Genomic DNA, 22627 nt, shown 5'->3' on the forward strand with positions numbered 1-22627 from the left:
AAAAAAGGCCCGTATCGTGAGATACGGGCCTTTTTCGTAAGTCGGGAAAAATCAATTACTTGATTTTGCCTTCCTTGTAGATCACGTGCTTGCGAACAACCGGATCATATTTCTTGATCTCGATTTTGTCCGGGGTAGTACGCTTGTTCTTGTCGGTAGTGTAGAAGTGACCAGTACCGGCGCTCGAAATCAAACGAATCAATTCACGCATGATTAGCTCCCTTAAATCTTGCCGTCGCGACGCAGCTCGGCCAGCACAACGCTGATGCCACGCTTGTCGATGATACGCATGCCTTTGGCGGAAACGCGCAGGCGTACGAAACGTTTCTCTTCTTCAACCCAGAAGCGGTGATGCTGCAGGTTCGGCAGGAAACGACGACGGGTTTTGTTGTTTGCGTGGGAAATGTTATTCCCGGTTACCGGACCCTTACCGGTAACTTGACATACTCTCGACATGCCTCAGCCCTCTAAAACCACATGCCCAACCCGGCATGGGTTGGCCGCTTAATCTCTCAGTCATTTGGCGCCAGGCGCCGCGTTTCTTTAGAGGTCTTACCGGCTACACCTACAGTGAAGGAACCGGGCCCCTAGAAAAGAGCGCTGCTTTATACCAGAAAGACCGGGGTGCAACAACAATGGATGTGCAATCGACCGGTAAAAACGCGCATTTTCCGGCTGCGGACGCTTTGGATAAAGGCTGAGGCGCGTTTTGACCACTCGTCGCAGAAAACCGCTGTAAAAGAGGTTCCCGACTTTTCCTCGCGCACCGTGGTCTGAAAAACACCACTGTCCCGGCCCGAAAAATGCAAAAAGGGGATAGTCATTTGGAATCCAGCCCTCTAGGGTAACCCTTTTCCAGACTGCACCTGCAGATGGGCCTTCGATCTGTAAAGGAAGCCGACCATGCGCCTCGCTGCCCTACCCCTGTTGCTCGCCCCGCTTCTGCTGAGCCCATTGGCCCAGGCTGCCGCCCTGAGTGTGTGCACCGAGGCCAGCCCTGAAGGGTTCGACGTGGTGCAATACAACTCGCTGACCACCACCAATGCCTCGGCCGACGTACTGATGAACCGCCTGGTGGACTTCGACACCGCCAGCGGCAAAGTCGTGCCAAGCCTGGCCGACAGCTGGGAAGTCAGCCCCGATGGCCTGAGTTACGTATTCAAGCTGCACCCGCAGGTGAAGTTTCACAGCACTGACTATTTCAAGCCGACCCGCACCCTGAGCGCCGAAGACGTCAAGTTCAGCTTCGACCGCATGCTCGACCCGGCCAACCCATGGCACAAAGTGGCGCAAAGCGGCTTCCCGCACGCCCAGTCCATGCAGTTGCCGACGCTGATCAAGAAGATCGACGCACTCGACCCGCTGACCGTGCGCTTTACCCTTGACCACCCGGATTCGACGTTCCTCGCGACACTGAGCATGGGCTTCGCCTCCATCTATTCCGCCGAATATGCGGACAAGCTGCTCAAGGCCGACGCCACCGACAAGCTCAACAGCCAACCGATCGGTACCGGCCCGTTCGTGTTCACGCGCTTCCAGAAAGACGCCTCGGTGCGCTACAAGGCCAACCCGGACTATTTCGGCGGCAAGCCTGCGGTCGATCCGCTGATCTTCGCCATCACCCCTGACGCCAACGTGCGCCTGCAAAAACTGCGGCGCAACGAGTGCCAGATCGCTCTGTCGCCAAAACCGCTGGACGTGAAGTCTGCGCAGGAAGAGCCGACGCTGAAAGTGGAAAAGACTGACGCGTACATGACCGCTTTCGTCGGCATCAACAGCCAGCATCCACCGCTGGACAAGCCGGAAGTACGTCAGGCGATCAACCTCGCCTTTGACAAGGCCAACTACGTCAAAGCCGTATTCGAAGACACCGCGGAACCGGCCAACGGCCCTTACCCGCCGAACACCTGGAGCTACGCCAAGAACCTGCCGGGCTATCCGCACGACGTGGCCAAAGCCAAGGCGCTGCTGGCCAAGGCCGGACTCAAGGACGGCTTCCAGACCACCATCTGGACGCGTCCGTCCGGCAGCCTGCTCAACCCGAACCCGAGTCTGGGCGCGCAGTTGCTGCAATCGGACCTGGCAGAGATCGGCATTCAGGCGGAAATCCGCGTGATCGAGTGGGGCGAACTGATTCGCCGCGCCAAGGCTGGCGAGCATGACCTGCTGTTCATGGGCTGGGCCGGCGACAACGGTGATCCGGACAACTTCCTCACGCCGCAGTTTTCCTGCGCAGCAGTGAAGTCCGGCACCAACTTCGCCCGCTACTGCAATGCCGACCTGGACAAGCTGATCAGCGCCGGCAAAACCACCAGCGAGCAAGGCGTGCGCACCAAACTGTATGAACAGGCGCAGGCGCAGATTCAGCAGCAGGCGCTGTGGTTGCCGCTGGCACACCCGACCGCTTATGCGCTGACGCGCAAGGATGTGCAGGGTTACTCGGTGAGCCCGTTTGGCCGCCAAGACTACTCCAAGGTCAACCTCAAATAACCCACCACAGCACAATCCCCCTGTAGGAGCTGCCGGANGCCTCCGGCAGCTCCTACAGGGGGTAGGCCGGCTACATCCAGCCACATTCCGCCATCGACAGCGGCTCGCCGTCGCCAATGATGAAGTGATCCAGCACCCGTACATCAATCAGATCCAGAGCCTTCTGCAGACGCTTGGTCAGTTGCCGATCCGCCTGGCTCGGATCGCTGTTCCCCGATGGGTGGTTGTGGCAGAGAATCACCGCCGCCGCATTGTTGGCCAATGAGCGCTTCACCACTTCCCGGGGATGCACACTGGTATTGTCGATCGAGCCGCGAAACAGCGCCTCGAACGTCAGCACTTGATGCTTGGAATCAAGAAACAGGCAGCCAAACACCTCGTGGGGCTCATGGCGCAGCATGGATTTGAGGTAATCCCGAACAGCCTGTGGATTCTCCAGTGCCGGCTCTCTACGTGAGCGCTCGGCCAGATACCGGCGGTTCATTTCTTGGGCAGCCTGCAACTGCGCAAACTTTGCGGGCCCCAGCCCCAACTGTTTGCTGAATGCTTCCTGATCGGCCTCAAGCAACAAACGCAGGCTGCCGAACTGATTCAACAAGTGTCGCGCCAGGTCCACTGCGCTTTTTCCAGCGACTCCCGTACGCAAAAAAATCGCCAGCAACTCGGCGTCTGAAAGGCTCGCAGGGCCCTGTTCCAACAACCTTTCTCGCGGCCGCTCCGCCGCCGGCCAATCGCGAATACTCATACACCTTCCTTGTCTGTGGGCGCCGCTGTTCCGTAGCGGTCGCTGTGATATCGTAGCCCATCTTTTTTGCGGGCGAATTCACCCTGGGGAGGGGGTTTCGCCACGTATCAACCACGAAATGAAAGGCAGACCTATGCAGCGGCTGTATCGGAAACGCATCGTTCTGGGCGTCGGCGGCGGCATTGCAGCCTACAAGAGCGCCGATCTGGTTCGTCGCCTGATCGACCAGGGTGCCGAAGTGCGCGTGGTCATGACCCATGGCGGCGCCGAGTTCATCACCCCGCTGACCATGCAGGCCCTGTCGGGGCACCCGGTTCACCTCGACTTGCTCGACCCGGCTGCCGAAGCGGCGATGGGCCACATCGAGCTGGCCAAGTGGGCCGATCTGGTATTGATCGCCCCGGCTACCGCCGACCTGATCGCCCGTCTGGCCCAGGGCATCGCCAACGATTTGCTGACCACGCTGGTTCTTGCTACCGACGCCGTAGTGGCGATCGCGCCGGCAATGAACCAGGCCATGTGGCGCGATCCGGCGACCCAGGCCAACCTGCAACTTCTTGAAAGCCGTGGCCTGAAGACCTTCGGCCCGGCCTCCGGCAGCCAGGCCTGCGGTGACGTCGGCATGGGCCGGATGATGGAAGCCACCGATCTGGCGCAGTGTGCGGCGGACTGCTTCCAGCGTCAGGCACTGACCGGCAAACACGTGGTGATCACCGCCGGCCCGACTCAGGAAAACATCGACCCGGTGCGCTACATCACCAACCACAGTTCCGGGAAAATGGGCTTTGCTCTGGCCGAAGCCGCGGTGGAAGCCGGCGCCCGCGTGACCCTGATCAGCGGCCCGGTGCACCTGCCAACGCCGGATCGCGTCACCCGCATCGACGTGGTCAGTGCCCGCGACATGCTCGCGGCCTGCGAATCCGCCATCCCGTGTGATGTGTTCATCGCCTCGGCAGCGGTGGCGGACTACCGTCCGGAAGTCGTTGCCCCGCAAAAACTCAAGAAAGACCCTACAAGCGGCGACGGCTTCGTCCTGCAAATGGTGCGTAACCCGGACATCCTGGCCACCATCGCGACCCGTCCCGACCGTCCGTTCAGTGTCGGCTTTGCCGCCGAGACCGAACACCTGCTCGACTACGCTGCACGCAAGCTGAAAGACAAGAATCTCGATTTGATCGTCGCCAACGACGTGGCCAATCCGAGCATCGGGTTCAACAGCGAAGAAAACGCCTGCAGCGTGATCGACCGTGAGCTTCACGCCACCGTTTTCGCCCAGACCAGCAAGGGCAAGATCGCTCGCCAACTGGTCACTTTTATCGCCGAACGTCTGAACCAGGTTTAATTTACATGCACGCTTTGCAAGCCAAGATCCTCGACCCCCGCATCGGTACCGAATTCCCGCTGCCACAATACGCCACCCCGGGCTCCGCCGGCCTCGACCTGCGCGCCATGCTGGAGCAGGACATCGTGATCAAGCCGGGTGAAACCGTGCTGATCCCTACCGGCCTGTCGGTCTACATCGGCGACCCGAACCTCGCCGCGCTGATCCTGCCGCGCTCGGGGATGGGCCACAAGCACGGCATCGTGCTGGGCAACCTCGTCGGCCTGATCGACTCGGATTACCAGGGCCCGCTGATGGTCTCCTGCTGGAACCGTGGCCAGAGCGACTTCACCATGACCGTCGGCGAGCGTCTGGCGCAGCTGGTGCTGGTGCCGGTAGTACAGGCGCACTTCGAAATGGTGGAAGAGTTCGTCGAAACCGAGCGCGGCGCGGGCGGCTTCGGTCATACCGGCACCAAATAACCGAATGTCTCCCTGTAGGAGCTGCCGCAGGCTGCGATCTTTTGACTTTGTTTTTCAAGAGCAAGATCAAAAGATCGCAGCCTGCGGCAGCTCCTACAGGGGGAATTTGTGCAGATTCACACGGAAGGTTTAGCACCGAAAATCAAGGTTTTGCCGGCCGAAAGCCACGCCAGCCGAGGCGTCATGGCCCTTTCACACCACGAACTCTCTGTGGAAAACGCCGTCATACCCTTCAGTTTGAGCCTGCCGCCGAGTGAATCGTCGGTCTGTCCCGCCCTTTTCGAGATGGAGCATTTGTGCAGATGAGCACCCCAGCCAAGATCGCCCCGAAGCTACCTGACAGCATCTTCCGCGCCTATGACATTCGCGGCACCGTGCCGGAATTCCTCAATGCCGAAACCGCGTACTGGATTGGCCGCGCCATCGGCTCGCAGAGCCTGGCCCAGGGTGAACCGAACGTGTCGGTCGGCCGCGACGGGCGCCTGTCCGGCCCGGAGCTGGTTGCCGAACTGATCCGCGGTATCGCCGAGAGCGGCTGCCATGTCAGCGACGTTGGCCTGGTTCCGACCCCGGCGCTGTACTACGCGGCCAACGTGCTGGCCGGCAAGTCTGGCGTAATGCTCACCGGTAGCCACAACCCGTCGAACTACAACGGCTTCAAGATCGTGATCGCCGGCGACACCCTCGCCAACGAGCAGATCCAGGTGCTGCACGAGCGCATCAAGACCAATGACCTGACCAGCGGTCAAGGCAGCGTCACTCAAGTCGAAATCCTTGACCGCTACACCACCGAAATCGTCCAGGACGTCAAACTGGCCCGCCGCCTGAAAGTCGTGGTCGACTGCGGCAACGGTGCGGCCGGCGTGATCGCCCCGCAACTGATCGAAGCGCTGAACTGCGAAGTCATCCCGCTGTTCTGCGAAGTCGACGGCAACTTCCCCAACCACCACCCGGACCCGGGCAAGCCCGAGAACCTCGTCGACCTGATCGCCAAGGTCAAGGAAACCAACGCCGATCTCGGCCTGGCCTTCGACGGCGACGGCGACCGTGTCGGCGTGGTGACCAATACCGGCAGCATCGTCTACCCGGATCGCCTGCTGATGCTGTTTGCCCGCGACGTGGTGGCGCGCAATCCCGATGCGGAAATCATCTTCGACGTCAAATGCACCCGCCGCCTGGTGCCACTGATCAAGGAATACGGTGGTCGCCCGCTAATGTGGAAGACCGGTCATTCGTTGATCAAAAAGAAAATGAAACAATCCGGTGCTCTATTGGCCGGTGAAATGAGCGGACACATCTTCTTCAAGGAGCGCTGGTTCGGTTTCGATGACGGCATCTACAGCGCCGCACGCCTGCTGGAGATCCTCAGCAAGGAAAAATCCACCGCCGAAGAGCTGTTTGCGACCTTCCCGAACGATATTTCTACGCCGGAAATCAATATCCATGTGACCGAAGAGAGCAAATTCAGCATCATTGATGCACTGCACGACGCACAGTGGGGCCCAGGCGCCGACCTGACCACCATCGACGGCGTGCGAGTCGATTACGCCAAAGGCTGGGGCCTGGTGCGCGCCTCCAACACCACACCGGTGCTGGTGCTGCGTTTCGAGGCCGATGACGAGGCAGAACTTGCGCGTATCAAGGCGGTGTTCCACACCCAACTGAAACGCGTTGCACCTGATCTCCAACTACCGTTCTGATTCACCCGGAGCCCTGAATGACCCTCGAACGCGAAGCCGCCGCCCACACCGCCCAGGTCCTGTCCGAAGCGTTGCCTTACATCCGACGTTATGTCGGCAAGACTCTGGTGATCAAATACGGCGGCAACGCGATGGAAAGCGAGGAGCTGAAAACCGGCTTCGCCCGCGACATCGTCTTGATGAAAGCCGTGGGCATCAACCCAGTGGTGGTTCACGGCGGCGGCCCGCAGATCGGTGATCTGCTCAAACGCCTGTCGATCGAAAGCCACTTTGTCGATGGCATGCGCGTCACCGACGCGGCGACCATGGACGTGGTGGAAATGGTCCTCGGCGGCCAGGTCAATAAAAGCATCGTCAACCTGATCAACCGCCACGGTGGCAGCGCCATCGGCCTGACCGGTAAAGACGCCGGACTGATTCGGGCGAAGAAACTGACCGTCACCCGCCAGACCCCGGAGATGACCCAGCCGGAAATCATCGACATCGGTCAGGTCGGTGAAGTGGTCGGGATCAACACTGAACTGTTGAATCTGCTGGTCAAAGGCAACTTCATTCCGGTGATCGCGCCAATCGGCGTCGGTGAGAACGGCGAGTCGTACAACATCAACGCTGATCTGGTGGCCGGCAAGGTCGCCGAGGCGCTGAAAGCCGAGAAGCTGATGCTGCTGACCAACATCGCCGGCTTGATGGACAAGTCGGGCACCGTGTTGACCGGCCTGAGCACCCAGCAGGTCGACGACCTGATCGCCGACGGCACCATCTACGGCGGCATGCTGCCAAAGATCCGTTGTGCACTGGAAGCAGTTCAGGGCGGTGTCGGCAGCTCGCTGATCATCGACGGTCGCGTACCGAACGCGATCCTGCTGGAAATCTTCACCGATACCGGTGTGGGCACGCTGATCAGCAATCGCAAGCGTCCGTAAGGCGTCGCGGAAACCAAAAGACCCCGCTCAGCCTGACTGAGCGGGGTCTTTTTTTGCCTGCAATCCCTGTAGGAGCTGCCGAAGNAAAGATCGCAGCCTTCGGCAGCTCCTACAAGGGCAGCGCATCAGACGCCGAACTGGGCGCGGTACGCTTCCACGGCTGGCAGATGCTGCTTGAGCTGCGGATCGTCAGCGAGGAATTCCAGCACCTGGTTCAGCGAAACGATGCTGATCACCGGAATACCGAAATCACGCTCGACTTCCTGGATTGCCGACAACTCGCCGTTGCCACGCTCCTGACGGTTCAGGGCGATCAGCACGCCAGCGGCCTTGGCGCCGTCCTGGGACGCGATGATTTGCATCACTTCACGGATCGCGGTGCCGGCGGTGATCACGTCGTCGATGATCAGCACGTCGCCGGTCAGCGGTGCGCCGACCAGACTGCCGCCTTCGCCGTGGGCCTTGGCTTCCTTGCGGTTGAAGCACCACGGCAGGTCGCGGTCGTGATGCTCGGCCAGCGCGACGGCAGTGGTTGCCGCCAGCGGGATGCCTTTGTAGGCCGGGCCAAACAGGACGTCGAAAGAAATGCCGCTTTCGGCGATGGCTGCCGCGTAGAAACGCCCCAGCTGCGCCAGGGCCGAGCCCGTGTTGAACAGGCCGGCGTTGAAGAAGTAAGGACTGGTGCGCCCGGACTTCAGGGTGAACTCACCGAAGCGCAAAACGCCGCGATCGATGGCAAAACGAATGAAATCGCGCTGATACGCTTGCATGAAAAAAACCCCAAATACCACGGATTTAGCTAATTAGCTTGACGCCGTGTATCATACACTCACGCGATTTTTGGGGCCATTTATGCGGATCATCAGTGTGAACGTCAATGGTATTCAGGCGGCAGTCGAGCGTGGTTTGCTCAGTTGGCTGCAAGCTCAGAATGCCGACGTCATCTGTCTGCAGGACACCCGTGCCTCCGCCTTTGAACTGGACGACCCAGCCTTCCAACTGGATGGCTACTTCCTTTATGCCTGCGATGCTGAAGTCCCTGCCCAAGGTGGCGTGGCTTTGTATTCGCGGTTGCAACCGAAGGCTGTCATCAGCGGTCTCGGTTTCGAGACGGCCGACCGCTACGGGCGCTACCTGCAAGCAGATTTCGACAAAGTCAGTATTGCCACCTTGCTGCTTCCTTCGGGGATGAACGGCGATGAGGACTTGAACCAGAAGTTCAAGCTCATGGACGACTTCGGCAAGTACCTGGACAAGCAGCGGCGTAAACGTCGCGAGTACATTTATTGTGGCTCGCTGTACGTGGCGCAGCAGAAGCTCGACATCAAGAACTGGCGCGACAGCCAGCAATCCCCGGGCTTCCTGGCGCCAGAACGCGCCTGGATGGACGAGATTGTCGGCAACATGGGTTACGTCGATGCCCTGCGCGAAGTCAGCCGCGAAGGCGATCAGTACAGCTGGTGGCCGGACAACGAACAGGCCGAGATGCTGAATCTGGGCTGGCGTTTCGACTACCAGATCCTGACCCCGGGCCTGCGACGCTTCGTGCGCAGTGCACGCCTGCCGCGGCAGCCACGGTTCTCGCAGCACGCGCCGCTGATCGTCGACTACGACTGGACGCTGACCATCTAAGCGTCGATTTGTGGATGCAAAAAAGCCGACATCGCTGTCGGCTTTTTTGTGCGCGCTGATTACAGGTCATTTGTGCTGATCGTTATTTGATCAACCGCCAGGTGAACGGATAACGGTAGGGGAACCCTTCGTTCGCCTTCACCCCGGCAATGATCGTCAACACCAGCGCGCCGATGGCCAGCAGGCCCAGCAAGAAGAAGCCGATGATCAGCACCATCAAAAGCAGACAGATCGCGGCAGCAATCGCCACGGTGATCTGGAAATTCAGTGCCTCTTTGCCCTGAGCGTCGATGAACGGATCAGTTTCGCGCTTCATCTGCCACAGAATCAGCGGCCCGATCAGGTTGCCGAACGGAATCCAGATCCCCAGCAAGGCGGACAAGTGACAAAACATCGCCCATTGGCGAACCTCCTGGCTCGGTTTTGGCAGCAACTCTTGCTCGTCACTCATCGCGTCATCCTTGCGGGTTGCGAACCTGCTCAGTCGGCCAGTGCAGCCTTTTGCAGTTCGAAGATTTCGTTCATGCCTTTCTTGGCCAGTTCCAGCATGGCATTCAGATCTTCAGGCTGGAACGGCGCGCCTTCGGCGGTGCCCTGGACTTCGATGAAGCCACCGGTGCTGGTCATCACCACGTTGAGGTCGGTCTCGGCGGCGGAATCTTCAAGATAGTCCAGATCCAGCACCGGCTCACCCTGATACATGCCGACCGACACCGCGCCGATCATTTGCTTGAGCGGGTCGCCGCCCTTGAGGCCGCCACGCTTCTTGATCACTTTCAGTGCATCAACCAGGGCCACCATGGCGCCAGTGATGGAGGCGGTGCGGGTGCCGCCGTCAGCCTGAATCACGTCGCAGTCGACGTACAGGGTCACGTCGCCCAGCTTGGACATGTCCAGCGCAGCGCGCAGGGAGCGGCCGATCAGGCGCTGGATTTCCAGGGTGCGACCGCCCTGCTTGCCACGGCTCGCTTCACGCTGGTTACGCTCGCCAGTGGCACGCGGCAGCATGCCGTACTCGGCGGTCAACCAGCCCTGGCCCTGGCCCTTGAGGAAACGCGGCACGCCGTTTTCGACGCTGACAGTGCAGATGACCTTGGTATCACCGAATTCGACCAGTACGGATCCCTCGGCGTGTTTGGTGTAGTTGCGGGTAATGCGGATCGAGCGGAGCTGATCGGCAGCGCGACCACTTGGACGTTTCATAGGGAATACCTGTACTGGGGACGGAAAACTGCCGAGCATTATAGAGCGCTGCACCGCGCCTGGGCACGGGTTAAAAATTCCGGCCGTCGACCCAGAGCCCTGAAACGCACATAACCGACGGCCTGCAGCCCTTTGTCACACCGTGTGTTTGGGCGCATCCGCCGCACTGCGCTACAATCCTGCGCCTTTGCTGCCAGTCGGCTTAAATTCATTGATATCGAGCCTGCGGAACATCCCTTCTGCGCCGATCTGCATTGCGAGGTCACCGCCATGGTGCACAGCATGACCGCCTTCGCCCGCGTTGAGAAAGCCGGCGCCCAGGGCACCCTGAGCTGGGAACTGCGCTCGGTCAACAGCCGCTATCTGGAACCGCACCTGCGTCTTCCGGAGTCGTTCCGCGACCTCGAGGGCTCAGTGCGTGAAGCCCTGCGTCAGGGCCTGTCGCGGGGCAAACTGGAATGCACCCTGCGCTTCACCGAAGAAAGCACCGGCAAGCCGTTGCAGGTCGACCGCGAGCGCGCCGCGCAATTGGTCGCCGCCGCCGAAACCGTTGCCGGCCTGATCAAGAACCCGGCAGCACTCAACCCGCTGGAAGTGCTGGCCTGGCCCGGCGTACTGGTGGCCGACGCGACTGATCCACAGGCGCTGAATGCCGATGCGCTGGCGTTGTTCAATCAAGGTCTCAAGGAACTCAAGGCCGGCCGCGAGCGCGAAGGCGCGGAGCTGGCACGCCTGATCAACGAGCGCCTGACTTCCATAGAAGAAGACGTCGTGACCCTGCGTGAACTGGTGCCGCAGATGCTCGCGACCCAGCGCCAGAAAGTCCTCGACCGCTTCGCCGACATGAAGGCCGAACTGGATCCGCAGCGTCTGGAACAGGAGATGGTCATGCTCGCGCAAAAGAGCGATGTGGCCGAAGAACTGGATCGTCTGAGCACCCACATCATTGAAGTCCGCCGAGTGCTCAAGTCCGGCGGTGCTGCTGGCCGGCGCCTCGACTTCCTGATGCAGGAACTCAACCGCGAAGCCAACACACTGGGCTCCAAGGCCTTCGACCCGCGCAGCACCCAGGCCGCCGTCAACCTCAAGGTGTTGATCGAGCAGATGCGCGAACAAGTGCAGAATATTGAGTAAGGCTACAGACATGACCCACCACACCGGCACCCTGTACATCATTTCCGCCCCTTCGGGCGCGGGCAAGAGCAGCCTGGTCAAGGCGTTGACCGACACCAACCCGGAAATCCGCGTCTCGATTTCCCACACCACCCGCGCCATGCGCCCGGGCGAAGTGGATGGCGTGAACTATCACTTCGTGACCCGCGAAGAGTTCGTGAAGATGGGCGAGCACGGCGACTTCCTCGAACGCGCCGAAGTCTTCGGCAACTTCTACGGCACCTCGCAAAGCCGTCTGCAGCAGACGCTGGACGAAGGCCACGACCTGATTCTGGAGATCGACTGGCAAGGCGCCGAGCAGGTCCGCAAGTTGATGCCGCAAGCCCGCTCGATCTTCATCCTGCCGCCGTCGCTGCAGGCCCTGCACCAGCGCCTGACCAACCGTGGCCAGGACAGCGACGAGATCATCGACGGCCGGATGCGCGAAGCGGTCAGCGAGATGAGCCACTACGTCGAATACGATTACTTGATCATCAACGATGATTTCGCCCACGCGCTGGACGATCTGAAAGCGATTTTCCGTGCCAATCAGCTGCAGCAGAAGCGCCAGCAAGTGCGTTTCGGCAGATTGCTGGCTGAATTGCTGGGTTAATCAGCACTTCCCAAAACCGCTGCAAGCGCTTTACATTGGTGCCTGCAGCGCGTTGAAGGGTCTGGTCAAAAAATCAGCGCTTCCCTAATCGCTGGTGATTTTTTAAACTGTTGAGTCCGCTCGCCCAACCGGGCAGCGCGCATATTGCATTCGCTCCGAGGAATACCATGGCCCGCGTAACCGTTGAAGACTGCCTAGAACACGTGGAAAACCGCTTTGAGCTGGTCATGCTCTCTACCAAGCGTGCCCGTCAACTGGCCACCGGCGGCAAAGAGCCACTGGTCCAGTGGGAAAACGACAAGCCGACCGTTGTCGCCCTGCGTGAAATCGCTGAAGGCCTGATGAGCTACGAGTTCATCGCCGAGCAGGAAATCGTCCAGGATGAACCGCTCTTCGCTGCTTTCGAGGACGAGTCCAACGAGGCCGTCTAAGCCTATGCCTGGTCGACGTAGCACGGCGCGGGAACACAGCCTACGGCAGGAGTCATCATGCCGAGCATAGACGCCCTCGCCGATCGCTTATCGACCTACCTCGGCAACGACCAGGTCAACCTGGTCCGCCGAGCGTATTTCTACGCCGAACAAGCCCATGACGGTCAGCGCCGTCGCAGCGGCGAGGCGTACGTCACGCATCCGCTTGCGGTGGCGAATATTCTTGCCGACATGCACATGGACCATCAGAGCCTGATGGCGGCGATGCTGCATGACGTGATCGAAGACACCGGTATCGCCAAAGAAGCGCTGCAAGCGCAGTTCGGTGAAACCGTGGCCGAACTGGTCGACGGGGTCAGCAAACTGACCCAGATGAACTTCGAGACCAAGGCCGAAGCCCAGGCCGAGAACTTCCAGAAAATGGCCATGGCCATGGCACGCGACATTCGCGTGATCCTGGTCAAACTCGCCGACCGCCTGCACAACATGCGCACGCTGGAGGTGTTGTCCGGGGAAAAACGCCGCCGCATCGCCAAGGAAACCCTCGAAATCTACGCGCCCATCGCCAACCGGCTGGGCATGCACGCGATTCGTATCGAGTTCGAAGACCTCGGCTTCAAGGCGATGCACCCGATGCGTTCCGCGCGGATTTACCAGGCGGTCAAACGCGCCCGGGGCAACCGCAAGGAAATCGTCAACAAGATCGAAGAATCCCTTGGCCATTGCCTCGCCATCGACGGCATCCAGGGCGAAGTCAGCGGACGCCAGAAACACCTCTACGGCATCTACAAGAAAATGCGCGGCAAGCGTCGGGCCTTCAACGAGATCATGGACGTCTATGCGTTCCGGATCATCGTCGACAAGGTCGATACCTGCTACCGCGTGCTGGGTGCCGTGCATAATTTGTACAAGCCGTTGCCGGGGCGCTTCAAGGATTACATCGCGATTCCCAAGGCCAACGGCTATCAGTCGCTGCACACCACGCTGTTTGGCATGCACGGCGTACCGATCGAGATCCAGATCCGTACCCGCGAAATGGAAGAGATGGCCAACAACGGCATTGCCGCCCACTGGCTGTACAAATCCAGCGGTGACGAGCAGCCGAAAGGCACTCACGCCCGCGCCCGTCAGTGGGTCAAAGGCGTGCTGGAAATGCAGCAACGTGCCGGCAACTCGCTGGAATTCATCGAGAGCGTGAAGATCGACCTGTTCCCGGACGAGGTCTACGTGTTCACGCCCAAAGGCCGGATCATGGAGCTGCCCAAAGGCTCCACGGCGGTCGACTTTGCCTACGCGGTACACACCGATGTCGGCAACAGCTGCATTGCCTGCCGGATCAACCGCCGCCTCGCACCGCTGTCCGAACCGCTGCAAAGCGGCTCCACGGTCGAGATCGTCAGCGCGCCCGGCGCACGGCCGAACCCGGCGTGGCTCAACTTCGTGGTCACCGGCAAGGCACGCACGCACATCCGTCATGCGCTGAAACTGCAGCGCCGCTCCGAGTCGATCAGCCTCGGTGAACGCCTGCTGAACAAAGTGCTCAACGGTTTCGACAGCGCGCTGGAGAAGATCCCGGCCGAGCGCGTCAAGGCAATGCTCGCCGAATATCGTCTGGAACTGATCGAAGATTTGCTCGAAGACATCGGCCTGGGCAACCGCATGGCCTATGTCGTGGCGCGCCGTCTGCTCGGCGAAGGCGAGCAGCTGCCGAGTCCGGAAGGGCCGCTGGCGATTCGCGGCACCGAAGGGCTGGTGCTGAGCTACGCCAAGTGCTGCACGCCGATCCCGGGCGACCCGATTGTCGGCCACCTGTCGGCGGGCAAAGGCATGGTCGTGCACCTGGACAACTGCCGCAACATCAGCGAAATCCGGCACAACCCGGAAAAATGCATCCAGCTCTCGTGGGCCAAGGATGTCACCGGCGAATTCAACGTCGAGCTGCGCGTCGAGTTGGAGCACCAGCGCGGCCTGATCGCCCTGCTGGCCAGCAGTGTCAACGCGGCCGACGGCAATATCGAGAAAATCAGCATGGACGAGCGCGATGGCCGCATCAGCGTCGTCCAACTGGTGGTCAGCGTCCACGACCGTGTGCACCTGGCCCGCGTGATCAAGAAACTGCGCGCCCTGACCGGGGTCATCCGCATCACCCGCATGCGTGCCTAATTCACACCTAACAAGGAGTCATACATGACCAAGACTGTTATCACCAGCGACAAGGCCCCGGCCGCCATCGGTACTTACTCCCAGGCGATCAAGGCCGGCAACACTGTCTACATGTCGGGCCAGATTCCTCTGGACCCAAAGACCATGGAGCTGGTTGAAGGCTTCGAAGCCCAGACCGTCCAGGTGTTCGAGAACCTCAAAGCCGTAGCTGAAGCTGCCGGTGGTTCGTTCAAGGACATCGTCAAGCTGAACATCTTCCTCACCGACCTGAGCCACTTCGCCAAGGTCAACGAAATCATGGGCAAATACTTCGACCAGCCTTATCCGGCCCGCGCCGCCATCGGCGTTGCAGCCCTGCCGAAGGGTTCGCAAGTCGAAATGGATGCCATCCTCGTCATCGAGTAATGCACACGGCGCAGCCTTCAACCGCTGCGCCGACTGCTCTGCGGTAAAGAAAAGGTTTTGAAAGGATTCCACCATGCGCAAAGCGCTTGCTCTCTCGCTGCTCGCCATTTTCCTCGGCGGCTGTGCCAGCGACCCCGCCGACCGTGACATCAGCGGCACCTGGATCAACCAGGTGGCGATCGATGCCGCTGCCAAGGGCGGCCCCCTGCGCGAAGCGCTTCAGGCCTATGGCCCGAACCTGGAGTGGGACGTCAACACCAAGGCCGGTCAGGCCCGCTACACCAACGGTTTCGAGAACGTCGAAGGACGGCTGCAGGGCGAACAGTCCGGCGCCTGGAAAGTCGACTTCTATGGCAGCTCCGGCAGCGAGCTGAAACGCGACGGCGGCCGGATGAAACAAGCCGCCACCGAGAACGAACCCGACCAGTTGTTCGACCGCGCACAAATCCCCGTACCGGAAGGCGCGCCAATCGGTGCCAGCTTCGAACGCGCACTGTATTCGGCTTACCTGGGCGGCAGCTGGAAGATTGCCAGCGGCGACGGCGAAGGCAACACCGTGCAATTCCAGGCCGACGGCCAGGTGTCCGGCCTGCCCGGCGCCGACCGTTATGCGCTGTGCCTGGCAGGCGACTGCGCCTCGATGAACAGCGACCACGACAGCATGTGGCTGCAGCTCAACGGCCAGGGCAACAACTGGATCTTTGCCCGCAAAGGCAAGGCGCTGGAAATTTTCCAGGCAGTGAATACCGCACTGGCGGATGAAATGCCGCAGTTCACCCCGGGTGAGCGCAAGTGGTTGCTTGAGAAGCAGTAACCGCGCCTGAGAGCAACACATAACCCTGTGGGAGCGGGCTTGCCCGCGATGAGGCCATCAGACTCAACACTTTAGTTGACTGNCGCCATCGCGGGCAAGCCCGCTCCCACAGTGGTTTGTGGCGTTAGAAGGTCAGCACTTGCCTTCAAGAATCGCCGCATAACCTTCGCGGTAACTCGGATATTTCGGCATCCAGCCCAGCGCCTTCGCACGAGCATTGCTGCAGCGTTTACTGCCAGTGCGGCGTACGCTGGCGTCGTCAGCCCATTCGGTAACCCCCAGATACTCCCGCAGCCAGGCGACCACTTCGGCCAACGGTGCCGGCGCATCGTCCACACCAATATAGATATCCTGCAACGGCTTGCCCTGATGAGCCGCCTGCAGCAGAAACGCCATCAGCCCCGCCGCGTCATCAGCATGGATGCGATTGCCGTACAGCGGCGGCTCGACCGCCACTCGATAACCGCGACGCACCTGGGTCAACAGCCATTCACGTCCCGGGCCGTAAATGCCGGTCAGGCGCACAATGCTCGCCGGGATGCCGCTGTTCAGCGCCACTTGCTCAGCCTCAAGCATCACTCGCCCGGAATAGCCGCTGGCGACGGTCGCTGAATGTTCGTCGACCCACTCCCCTTCCTGCTGCCCGTACACACTGCTGCTGGAAACGAACAGTAGCCGATCAGGCGTCTGCCCGTAGTCGTCCAGCCAACTCAGTACATTCTGCAAACCCTGCACGTAAGCCGCACGATAACCGGCTTCATCGTGATCGGTCGCCGCCGCGCAATACACCAGATAGTCCACCGCCCCGAATGGCCAGTTTTCCGGGCAATCTTCCTTGAACAAATCACCAGCGACGCCAATGACGCCGTCCGGCAAACGCGACACATCACGGCGCAGACCCTGCACCTCCCAGCCGGCGGCCAACAATTGCGTAGCCAGACGACTGCCGACATCACCACAACCGGCAATCAAAACAGAGGGCGCGGACATCAAAAAACTCCCGAAAGAAAGGAACAGACTAGCCCTCGCAAAGGACGAACGGCTAGCAATGAAGGAAAAAAAGAAACTCTATTACTTTTGTTAACAAGAATTACTTGCAATAATGCACCCCACTTTTGTTCTCGGCCTCACGAGGCCTGGAAGAGCATCACCGTTTTTCTACTTCAGGTCCGGCCAGCATGACACGTAATCAAAACCCCGCTTCGCCAACCAAACGACCTCGCGCCTTCAGCGCAGTGGCGGCCCTGCTGCTCAGCCTGATGCTGGCACCGACCGCCGCTTTCGCCGACGCACAAGCGCCAACCGCTCCGGCTGCCACCGAACAGCACGCACCAACTGCAGCCGCGCCAGCCACCACCGATCCGGTGCAGGCAGTAGACGCCGCTCCGGCAGACGCTCCTGAAGTGCTCGAACCCGACAACACCTTGGGCATGGCCCACGACCTGTCGCCATGGGGCATGTACCAGAACGCCGACATCATCGTGAAAATCGTGATGATCGGTCTGGCCATCGCTTCCATCATCACCTGGACCATCTGGATCGCCAAAGGCTTCGAGCTGATGGGCGCCAAGCGGCGTCTGCGTGGTGAAATCGCGGCTCTGAAAAAAGCCGCGACCCTCAAGGAAGCCAGCGCCACTGCGGCGAAGGAAGGCACCCTCGCCAACCTGCTGGTGCACGACGCCCTCGAAGAGATGCGCCTGTCGGTCAACAGCCGCGAGAAGGAAGGCATCAAGGAGCGCGTCAGCTTCCGCCTTGAGCGCCTGGTCGCCGCCTGTGGCCGCAACATGAGCAGCGGCACCGGCGTCCTCGCCACCATCGGTTCCACCGCGCCGTTCGTCGGCCTGTTCGGCACCGTGTGGGGCATCATGAACAGCTTCATCGGCATCGCCAAGACCCAGACCACCAACCTTGCCGTCGTGGCGCCGGGCATCGCCGAAGCGCTGCTGGCCACTGCTCTGGGTCTGGTTGCTGCGATTCCTGCGGTGGTGATCTACAACGTGTTCGCCCGCTCCATCGCCGGCTACAAGGCGCAGGTGTCCGACGCTTCGGCGCAGGTCCTGTTGCTGGTCAGCCGTGACCTCGATCACCAGCCTGAGCGCAGCAGCTCGCAACCACACATGGTGAAAGTGGGGTAATCGGCCATGGGCCTGCATTTGAAAGAAGGCGCAGACGACGATCTGGCCGAGAACCACGAAATCAACGTCACGCCGTTCATCGACGTGATGCTGGTGCTGTTGATCATCTTCATGGTGGCCGCGCCACTGGCCACTGTGGACATCAAGGTCGACCTGCCGGCGTCGACCGCCAAACCGGCACCGCGCCCGGAGAAACCGGTGTTCCTCAGCGTAAAAGCCGATCAGCGCCTTTACATCGGCGACGACGAAGTCAACGCCGATACCCTCGGCGCAACGCTCGACGCCAAGACCCAGGGCAAAAAAGACACCACCATCTTCTTCCAGGCCGACAAGGGTGTGGACTACGGCGACCTGATGAGCGTGATGGATAAATTGCGCTCGGCCGGTTACCTGAAGGTCGGTCTGGTGGGCCTTGAGAGCGCAGCCAAGAAATGATCACGACGCGCCATAAGCTGACGCGTTACAGCGGTAGCCTGGCCGTGGTGCTGGGCGTTCACGCGCTGGCCATCGCGCTGGCGCTGAACTGGACCGCCCGCCCGCCCATCGAACTGCCGCCGCAGGCAATGATGGTCGAGCTGGCACCGGTTCCGACCCAGCCACCGCCTGCTCCGCCGAAAGTCGTCACACCGCCGCAGCCACCAGCTCCGGTCGAAGAGTTGCCGATCCCGAAACTGGCTGAAGCACCCAAGGCCGAGATTGCCGTACCGAAGCCCAAACCCAAGCCAAAGCCGAAACCGCAGCCGCCCAAGCCCGTCGAAAAGAAACCGGAGCCGGTGAAGGAAAAACCGGCCGAGGAAAAACCGGCTGACACCCAACCGACTCAGGCGCCGACGGAGAAATCCGCCCAGCCCGCACCGGGCCCGTCGCCGGCACAAATGGCCGCCAAGGCCAGTTGGCAAGGCACCCTGCTCGCGCACTTGGGCAAATACAAGAAGTACCCGGCCAGCGCACAGGCTCGCGGCAAGGAAGGCGTGAACCGTTTGCGCTTTGTGGTCGACGCTGAAGGCAACGTGCTGTCATTCGAACTGGTGGGCCGCTCGGGCAACGCCGACCTGGATCGGGCCACCCTGGAAATGATCCGTCGCGCGCAACCGCTGCCCAAGCCGCCGGCCGATATGCTGAACAACGGCTCGATCGAAATTGTGGCGCCGTTTGTGTACTCGCTGGACCGTCGTCGTTAAGTAGCAAGATCAAAAGATCGCAGCCTTCGGCAGCTCCTACAGGTATTCGCCCCCTGTAGGAGCTGCCGAAGGCTGCGATCTTTTGTTTTTCAGCTCATCCATAAACGGCAAACTCACATTGCCCGGTGTCGCATTCCTCACTCAGTCTGATAACGTGCGTCTATCGATTGCAGCCGTTATGCTTGGCCCGCAACTTCATGGACGCTCGCTATGACCCTCACAGAATTACGCTACATCGTTACCCTCGCCCAAGAGCAGCACTTCGGCCACGCCGCCGAGCGTTGCCACGTCAGCCAGCCAACCCTGTCGGTGGGCGTGAAAAAACTTGAAGACGAACTCGGTGTGCTGATTTTCGAGCGCAGCAAAAGCGCCGTGCGCCTGACTCCGGTTGGCGAAGGCATCGTCGCCCAAGCGCAAAAGGTGCTGGAGCAAGCGCAAGGCATCCGTGAACTGGCCCAGGCCGGCAAGAACCAGCTGACCGCGCCGCTGAAAGTCGGTGCGATCTACACCGTCGGGCCGTACCTGTTCCCGCACCTGATTCCACAACTGCACCGGGTCGCCCCGCAGATGCCGTTGTACATCGAAGAAAACTTCACCCACGTGCTGCGCGACAAACTGCGCAACGGCGAGCTCGATGCAATCATCATCGCACTGCCGTTCAACGAAGCCGACGTACTGACCCTGCCGCTGTACGACGAGCCGTTCTACGTCCTGATGCCGGCCCAGCACCCGTGGACGCAAAAAGAATCCATCGACCCGGGCCTGCTCAACGACAAGAGCCTGCTGCTGCTCGGCGAAGGCCACTGCTTCCGCGATCAGGTGCTGGAAGCCTGCCCGACCCTGACCAAGGGCAACGACGGCGCCAAGCACACCACGGTGGAATCCAGCTCGCTGGAGACCATCCGCCACATGGTCGCGTCCGGTCTGGGGATCTCGATCCTGCCGCTGTCGGCGGTGGACAGCCATCACTACGCCCCAGGCGTGATCGAAGTGCGGCCGCTGTCGGCGCCGGTGCCATTCCGCACCGTCGCCATCGCCTGGCGCGCCAGCTTCCCACGGCCGAAAGCCATCGAGATCCTCGCCGACTCCGTTCGCCTGTGCTCGGTGGCCAAGCCCGCCGCGCCGGTCACGGCCGGTTAAGCCAGGGTCATGACCGAGCTGTCGCAAGTGTCGGTGACGGCACTCAAGGGTGTCGGCGAAGCCATGGCCGAGAAACTGGCCAAGGTCGGCCTGGAGAATCTCCAGGACGTGCTGTTTCACCTGCCGCTGCGTTATCAGGATCGCACCCGCGTGGTGCCGATCGGCCACTTGCGCCCGGGCCAGGACGCGGTGGTCGAAGGCACCGTCAGCGGTGCCGACGTGGTCATGGGCCGGCGCCGCAGCCTCGTCGTGCGCATGCAGGACGGCACTGGCGGGCTGAGTCTGCGCTTCTACCATTTCAGCAACGCGCAGAAAGAAGGCCTCAAGCGCGGCACACGGATTCGCTGCTACGGCGAAGTACGGCCCGGCGCTTCGGGGCTGGAAATCTACCACCCGGAATACCGCGCCATCACCGGTGACGAACCGCCGCCCGTGGATGAAACCCTGACCCCGGTCTACCCGCTCACCGAAGGCCTGACCCAACAGCGCCTGCGCCAGTTGTGCATGCAGACCCTGACCCTGCTCAAGCCGAACACCCTGCCCGACTGGCTGCCGACCGAACTGGCCCGCGACTACCAACTGGCGCCGCTGGCCGATGCGATACGCTACCTGCACAACCCGCCCGCCGACGCCGATGTCGATGAGCTCGCCCTCGGTCATCACTGGGCGCAGCATCGGCTGGCTTTCGAAGAACTGCTGACCCATCAACTGTCGCAGCAGCGTCTGCGCGAAAGCCTGCGTTCGTTACGCGCGCCAGCGATGCCAAAGGCTACGAAGCTGCCGGCGAAATACCTGGCCAACCTCGGCTTTAATCCGACCGGCGCGCAACAACGCGTGGGCAACGAAATCGCCTACGACCTCAGCCAGCACGAACCGATGCTGCGACTGATTCAGGGCGATGTTGGCGCGGGCAAAACCGTGGTCGCCGCCCTCGCGGCACTGCAAGCGCTGGAGGCCGGTTATCAGGTCGCACTGATGGCGCCGACCGAGATCCTCGCCGAGCAACACTTCATCACCTTCAAGCGCTGGCTCGAACCGCTGGGCATCGACGTCGCGTGGCTGGCCGGCAAGCTCAAGGGCAAGAACCGCGCCAGCGCACTGGAACAGATCGCCAGCGGCACGCCGATGGTGGTCGGCACCCACGCGCTGTTCCAGGACGAAGTGCAGTTCAAGAACCTCGCGTTGGTGATCATCGACGAACAACACCGCTTCGGCGTGCAGCAACGCTTGGCATTGCGGCAGAAAGGCGTCGGCGGGCGCATGTGCCCGCACCAACTGATCATGACCGCCACGCCGATTCCACGCACCCTAGCGATGAGCGCCTACGCCGACCTCGACACCTCGATCCTCGACGAACTGCCGCCCGGTCGCACCCCGGTCAACACCGTGCTGGTCACCGACACCCGCCGCGTCGAAGTCATCGAACGGGTGCGCAGCGCCTGCGCCGAAGGGCGTCAGGCCTATTGGGTGTGCACGCTGATCGAAGAGTCGGAAGAGCTGACCTGTCAGGCCGCCGAAACCACGTTCGAAGACCTCACCGCCGCCCTCGGTGAGCTCAAGGTTGGGCTGATCCATGGGCGCATGAAACCAGCGGAAAAAGCGGCAGTCATGGCTGAATTCAAGGCCGGCAATCTGCAACTGCTGGTTGCCACCACCGTGATCGAAGTCGGCGTCGACGTGCCCAACGCCAGCCTGATGATCATCGAAAACCCCGAGCGTCTCGGCCTCGCGCAACTGCACCAGTTGCGCGGTCGCGTCGGCCGGGGCAGCGCGGTCAGCCATTGCGTGCTGCTCTACCATCCGCCGCTGTCACAGATCGGCCGCCAGCGCCTGGGCATCATGCGCGAGACCAACGACGGTTTCGTCATCGCTGAAAAAGACCTCGAACTGCGCGGCCCCGGCGAAATGCTCGGCACCCGTCAGACCGGCCTGCTGCAATTCAAAGTCGCCGACCTGATGCGCGACGCCGACTTGCTGCCCGCCGTGCGCGATGCCGCGCAAGCGCTGCTGGAACGCTGGCCAACCCACGTCAGCCCATTGCTCGACCGCTGGCTGCGTCATGGGCAGCAATACGGCCAAGTGTGAGCACCGTCGCAG

The 22627-nt window shown here is 61.2% G+C and carries 23 protein-coding genes and 1 pseudogene; 17 read left to right on the plus strand and 7 right to left on the minus strand.

Annotated features, from left to right (window positions below; translation table 11 throughout):
• Nucleotides 1–55: 55 nt before the first annotated feature.
• Nucleotides 56–211, minus strand: coding sequence for a 50S ribosomal protein L33 (rpmG, locus tag ACTJKS_RS03655; protein WP_003177274.1), 156 nt, complete (start codon nucleotides 209–211; stop codon nucleotides 56–58).
• 11 nt (nucleotides 212–222) lie between these two features.
• On the minus strand, nucleotides 223–456 hold the full coding sequence (rpmB, locus tag ACTJKS_RS03660; RefSeq protein WP_003229474.1) for a 50S ribosomal protein L28: 234 nt from the start codon (nucleotides 454–456) through the stop codon (nucleotides 223–225).
• 447 nt (nucleotides 457–903) lie between these two features.
• On the opposite strand from rpmB, the gene ACTJKS_RS03665 reads away from it, so the two are divergent.
• Nucleotides 904–2490: an ABC transporter substrate-binding protein gene (locus tag ACTJKS_RS03665; RefSeq protein ID WP_262948683.1), complete on the plus strand. Its 1587-nt coding sequence runs from the start codon at nucleotides 904–906 to the stop codon at nucleotides 2488–2490.
• 70 nt (nucleotides 2491–2560) lie between these two features.
• Here the strand turns inward: ACTJKS_RS03665 and radC are convergent, their stop codons facing one another.
• Nucleotides 2561–3235, minus strand: a complete 675-nt coding sequence (radC, locus tag ACTJKS_RS03670; RefSeq protein ID WP_041071940.1) for a RadC family protein — start codon at nucleotides 3233–3235, stop codon at nucleotides 2561–2563.
• A 133-nt stretch (nucleotides 3236–3368) separates the two neighbouring features.
• On the opposite strand from radC, the gene coaBC reads away from it, so the two are divergent.
• The 4 genes and pseudogenes from coaBC to argB all read left to right on the plus strand — a co-directional run bounded on the left by coaBC (nucleotide 3369) and on the right by argB (nucleotide 7661).
• Nucleotides 3369–4577, plus strand: a complete 1209-nt coding sequence (gene coaBC, locus ACTJKS_RS03675) for a bifunctional phosphopantothenoylcysteine decarboxylase/phosphopantothenate--cysteine ligase CoaBC (RefSeq protein ID WP_108184201.1) — start codon at nucleotides 3369–3371, stop codon at nucleotides 4575–4577.
• A 5-nt stretch (nucleotides 4578–4582) separates the two neighbouring features.
• Complete coding sequence (gene dut, locus ACTJKS_RS03680) at nucleotides 4583–5038, plus strand: dUTP diphosphatase (protein ID WP_003229483.1); 456 nt, start codon at nucleotides 4583–4585, stop codon at nucleotides 5036–5038.
• A 323-nt stretch (nucleotides 5039–5361) separates the two neighbouring features.
• Nucleotides 5362–6738, plus strand: a pseudogene (locus ACTJKS_RS03685) (phosphomannomutase/phosphoglucomutase); the annotation flags it as partial.
• A gap of 17 nt (nucleotides 6739–6755) precedes the next feature.
• Nucleotides 6756–7661, plus strand: coding sequence for an acetylglutamate kinase (gene argB / locus ACTJKS_RS03690; RefSeq protein ID WP_003229488.1), 906 nt, complete (start codon nucleotides 6756–6758; stop codon nucleotides 7659–7661).
• A 125-nt stretch (nucleotides 7662–7786) separates the two neighbouring features.
• Here argB and pyrE read toward each other — a convergent pair whose 3' ends face one another.
• On the minus strand, nucleotides 7787–8431 hold the full coding sequence (gene pyrE / locus ACTJKS_RS03695; RefSeq protein ID WP_041071932.1) for an orotate phosphoribosyltransferase: 645 nt from the start codon (nucleotides 8429–8431) through the stop codon (nucleotides 7787–7789).
• 82 nt (nucleotides 8432–8513) lie between these two features.
• Here pyrE and ACTJKS_RS03700 point away from each other — a divergent pair, with 82 nt between their 5' ends.
• On the plus strand, nucleotides 8514–9293 hold the full coding sequence (locus tag ACTJKS_RS03700; RefSeq protein WP_007920349.1) for an exodeoxyribonuclease III: 780 nt from the start codon (nucleotides 8514–8516) through the stop codon (nucleotides 9291–9293).
• An 82-nt stretch (nucleotides 9294–9375) separates the two neighbouring features.
• Here the strand turns inward: ACTJKS_RS03700 and ACTJKS_RS03705 are convergent, their stop codons facing one another.
• Together ACTJKS_RS03705 and rph are read right to left on the minus strand one after the other, a co-directional pair.
• Nucleotides 9376–9744: a DUF4870 domain-containing protein gene (locus tag ACTJKS_RS03705; protein WP_003229492.1), complete on the minus strand. Its 369-nt coding sequence runs from the start codon at nucleotides 9742–9744 to the stop codon at nucleotides 9376–9378.
• Between the two features lie 29 nt (nucleotides 9745–9773).
• Nucleotides 9774–10496 (minus strand): ribonuclease PH, encoded by a 723-nt coding sequence (rph, locus tag ACTJKS_RS03710; RefSeq protein ID WP_027610407.1) that lies wholly within the window; start codon nucleotides 10494–10496, stop codon nucleotides 9774–9776.
• Between the two features lie 270 nt (nucleotides 10497–10766).
• Between rph and ACTJKS_RS03715 the strand changes: the two genes are divergently transcribed.
• From ACTJKS_RS03715 to ACTJKS_RS03740, 6 genes are all read left to right on the plus strand, one after another.
• Complete coding sequence (locus ACTJKS_RS03715; protein WP_108184203.1) at nucleotides 10767–11630, plus strand: YicC/YloC family endoribonuclease; 864 nt, start codon at nucleotides 10767–10769, stop codon at nucleotides 11628–11630.
• A gap of 10 nt (nucleotides 11631–11640) precedes the next feature.
• Complete coding sequence (gmk, locus tag ACTJKS_RS03720) at nucleotides 11641–12261, plus strand: guanylate kinase (RefSeq protein ID WP_041071927.1); 621 nt, start codon at nucleotides 11641–11643, stop codon at nucleotides 12259–12261.
• Nucleotides 12262–12428: 167 nt separating this feature from the next.
• Nucleotides 12429–12692, plus strand: coding sequence for a DNA-directed RNA polymerase subunit omega (rpoZ, locus tag ACTJKS_RS03725; protein ID WP_008030604.1), 264 nt, complete (start codon nucleotides 12429–12431; stop codon nucleotides 12690–12692).
• A gap of 57 nt (nucleotides 12693–12749) precedes the next feature.
• Nucleotides 12750–14855, plus strand: coding sequence for a bifunctional GTP diphosphokinase/guanosine-3',5'-bis pyrophosphate 3'-pyrophosphohydrolase (spoT, locus tag ACTJKS_RS03730; RefSeq protein WP_041071922.1), 2106 nt, complete (start codon nucleotides 12750–12752; stop codon nucleotides 14853–14855).
• A 24-nt stretch (nucleotides 14856–14879) separates the two neighbouring features.
• Nucleotides 14880–15260, plus strand: coding sequence for a RidA family protein (locus ACTJKS_RS03735; RefSeq protein ID WP_003229509.1), 381 nt, complete (start codon nucleotides 14880–14882; stop codon nucleotides 15258–15260).
• A gap of 73 nt (nucleotides 15261–15333) precedes the next feature.
• Nucleotides 15334–16074 carry a hypothetical protein gene (locus ACTJKS_RS03740; protein ID WP_027610405.1) on the plus strand — a complete coding sequence of 247 codons (741 nt, stop codon included), beginning with the start codon at nucleotides 15334–15336 and terminating at the stop codon, nucleotides 16072–16074.
• 132 nt (nucleotides 16075–16206) lie between these two features.
• On the opposite strand, the gene ACTJKS_RS03745 is transcribed toward ACTJKS_RS03740, so the two are convergent.
• Complete coding sequence (locus tag ACTJKS_RS03745) at nucleotides 16207–17064, minus strand: SDR family oxidoreductase (protein ID WP_108184205.1); 858 nt, start codon at nucleotides 17062–17064, stop codon at nucleotides 16207–16209.
• Nucleotides 17065–17252: 188 nt separating this feature from the next.
• On the opposite strand from ACTJKS_RS03745, the gene exbB reads away from it, so the two are divergent.
• The 5 genes from exbB to recG all read left to right on the plus strand — a co-directional run bounded on the left by exbB (nucleotide 17253) and on the right by recG (nucleotide 22615).
• Nucleotides 17253–18209 carry a tonB-system energizer ExbB gene (gene exbB / locus ACTJKS_RS03750; protein WP_108184206.1) on the plus strand — a complete coding sequence of 319 codons (957 nt, stop codon included), beginning with the start codon at nucleotides 17253–17255 and terminating at the stop codon, nucleotides 18207–18209.
• Between the two features lie 6 nt (nucleotides 18210–18215).
• On the plus strand, nucleotides 18216–18644 hold the full coding sequence (gene exbD, locus ACTJKS_RS03755; protein ID WP_041071566.1) for a TonB system transport protein ExbD: 429 nt from the start codon (nucleotides 18216–18218) through the stop codon (nucleotides 18642–18644).
• Nucleotides 18641–19390: a TonB family protein gene (locus tag ACTJKS_RS03760; RefSeq protein ID WP_108184207.1), complete on the plus strand. Its 750-nt coding sequence runs from the start codon at nucleotides 18641–18643 to the stop codon at nucleotides 19388–19390. Before exbD ends, ACTJKS_RS03760 begins: the two co-directional genes overlap by 4 nt.
• 210 nt (nucleotides 19391–19600) lie before the next feature.
• Nucleotides 19601–20530 (plus strand): hydrogen peroxide-inducible genes activator, encoded by a 930-nt coding sequence (locus tag ACTJKS_RS03765; protein ID WP_007962352.1) that lies wholly within the window; start codon nucleotides 19601–19603, stop codon nucleotides 20528–20530.
• 9 nt (nucleotides 20531–20539) lie between these two features.
• Nucleotides 20540–22615, plus strand: a complete 2076-nt coding sequence (gene recG, locus ACTJKS_RS03770; RefSeq protein ID WP_108184208.1) for an ATP-dependent DNA helicase RecG — start codon at nucleotides 20540–20542, stop codon at nucleotides 22613–22615.
• The last annotated feature ends 12 nt before the right edge of the window (nucleotides 22616–22627 follow it).

Source organism: Pseudomonas sp. 22189 (assembly GCF_052045635.1).
Classification (GTDB): domain Bacteria; phylum Pseudomonadota; class Gammaproteobacteria; order Pseudomonadales; family Pseudomonadaceae; genus Aquipseudomonas; species Aquipseudomonas parakoreensis.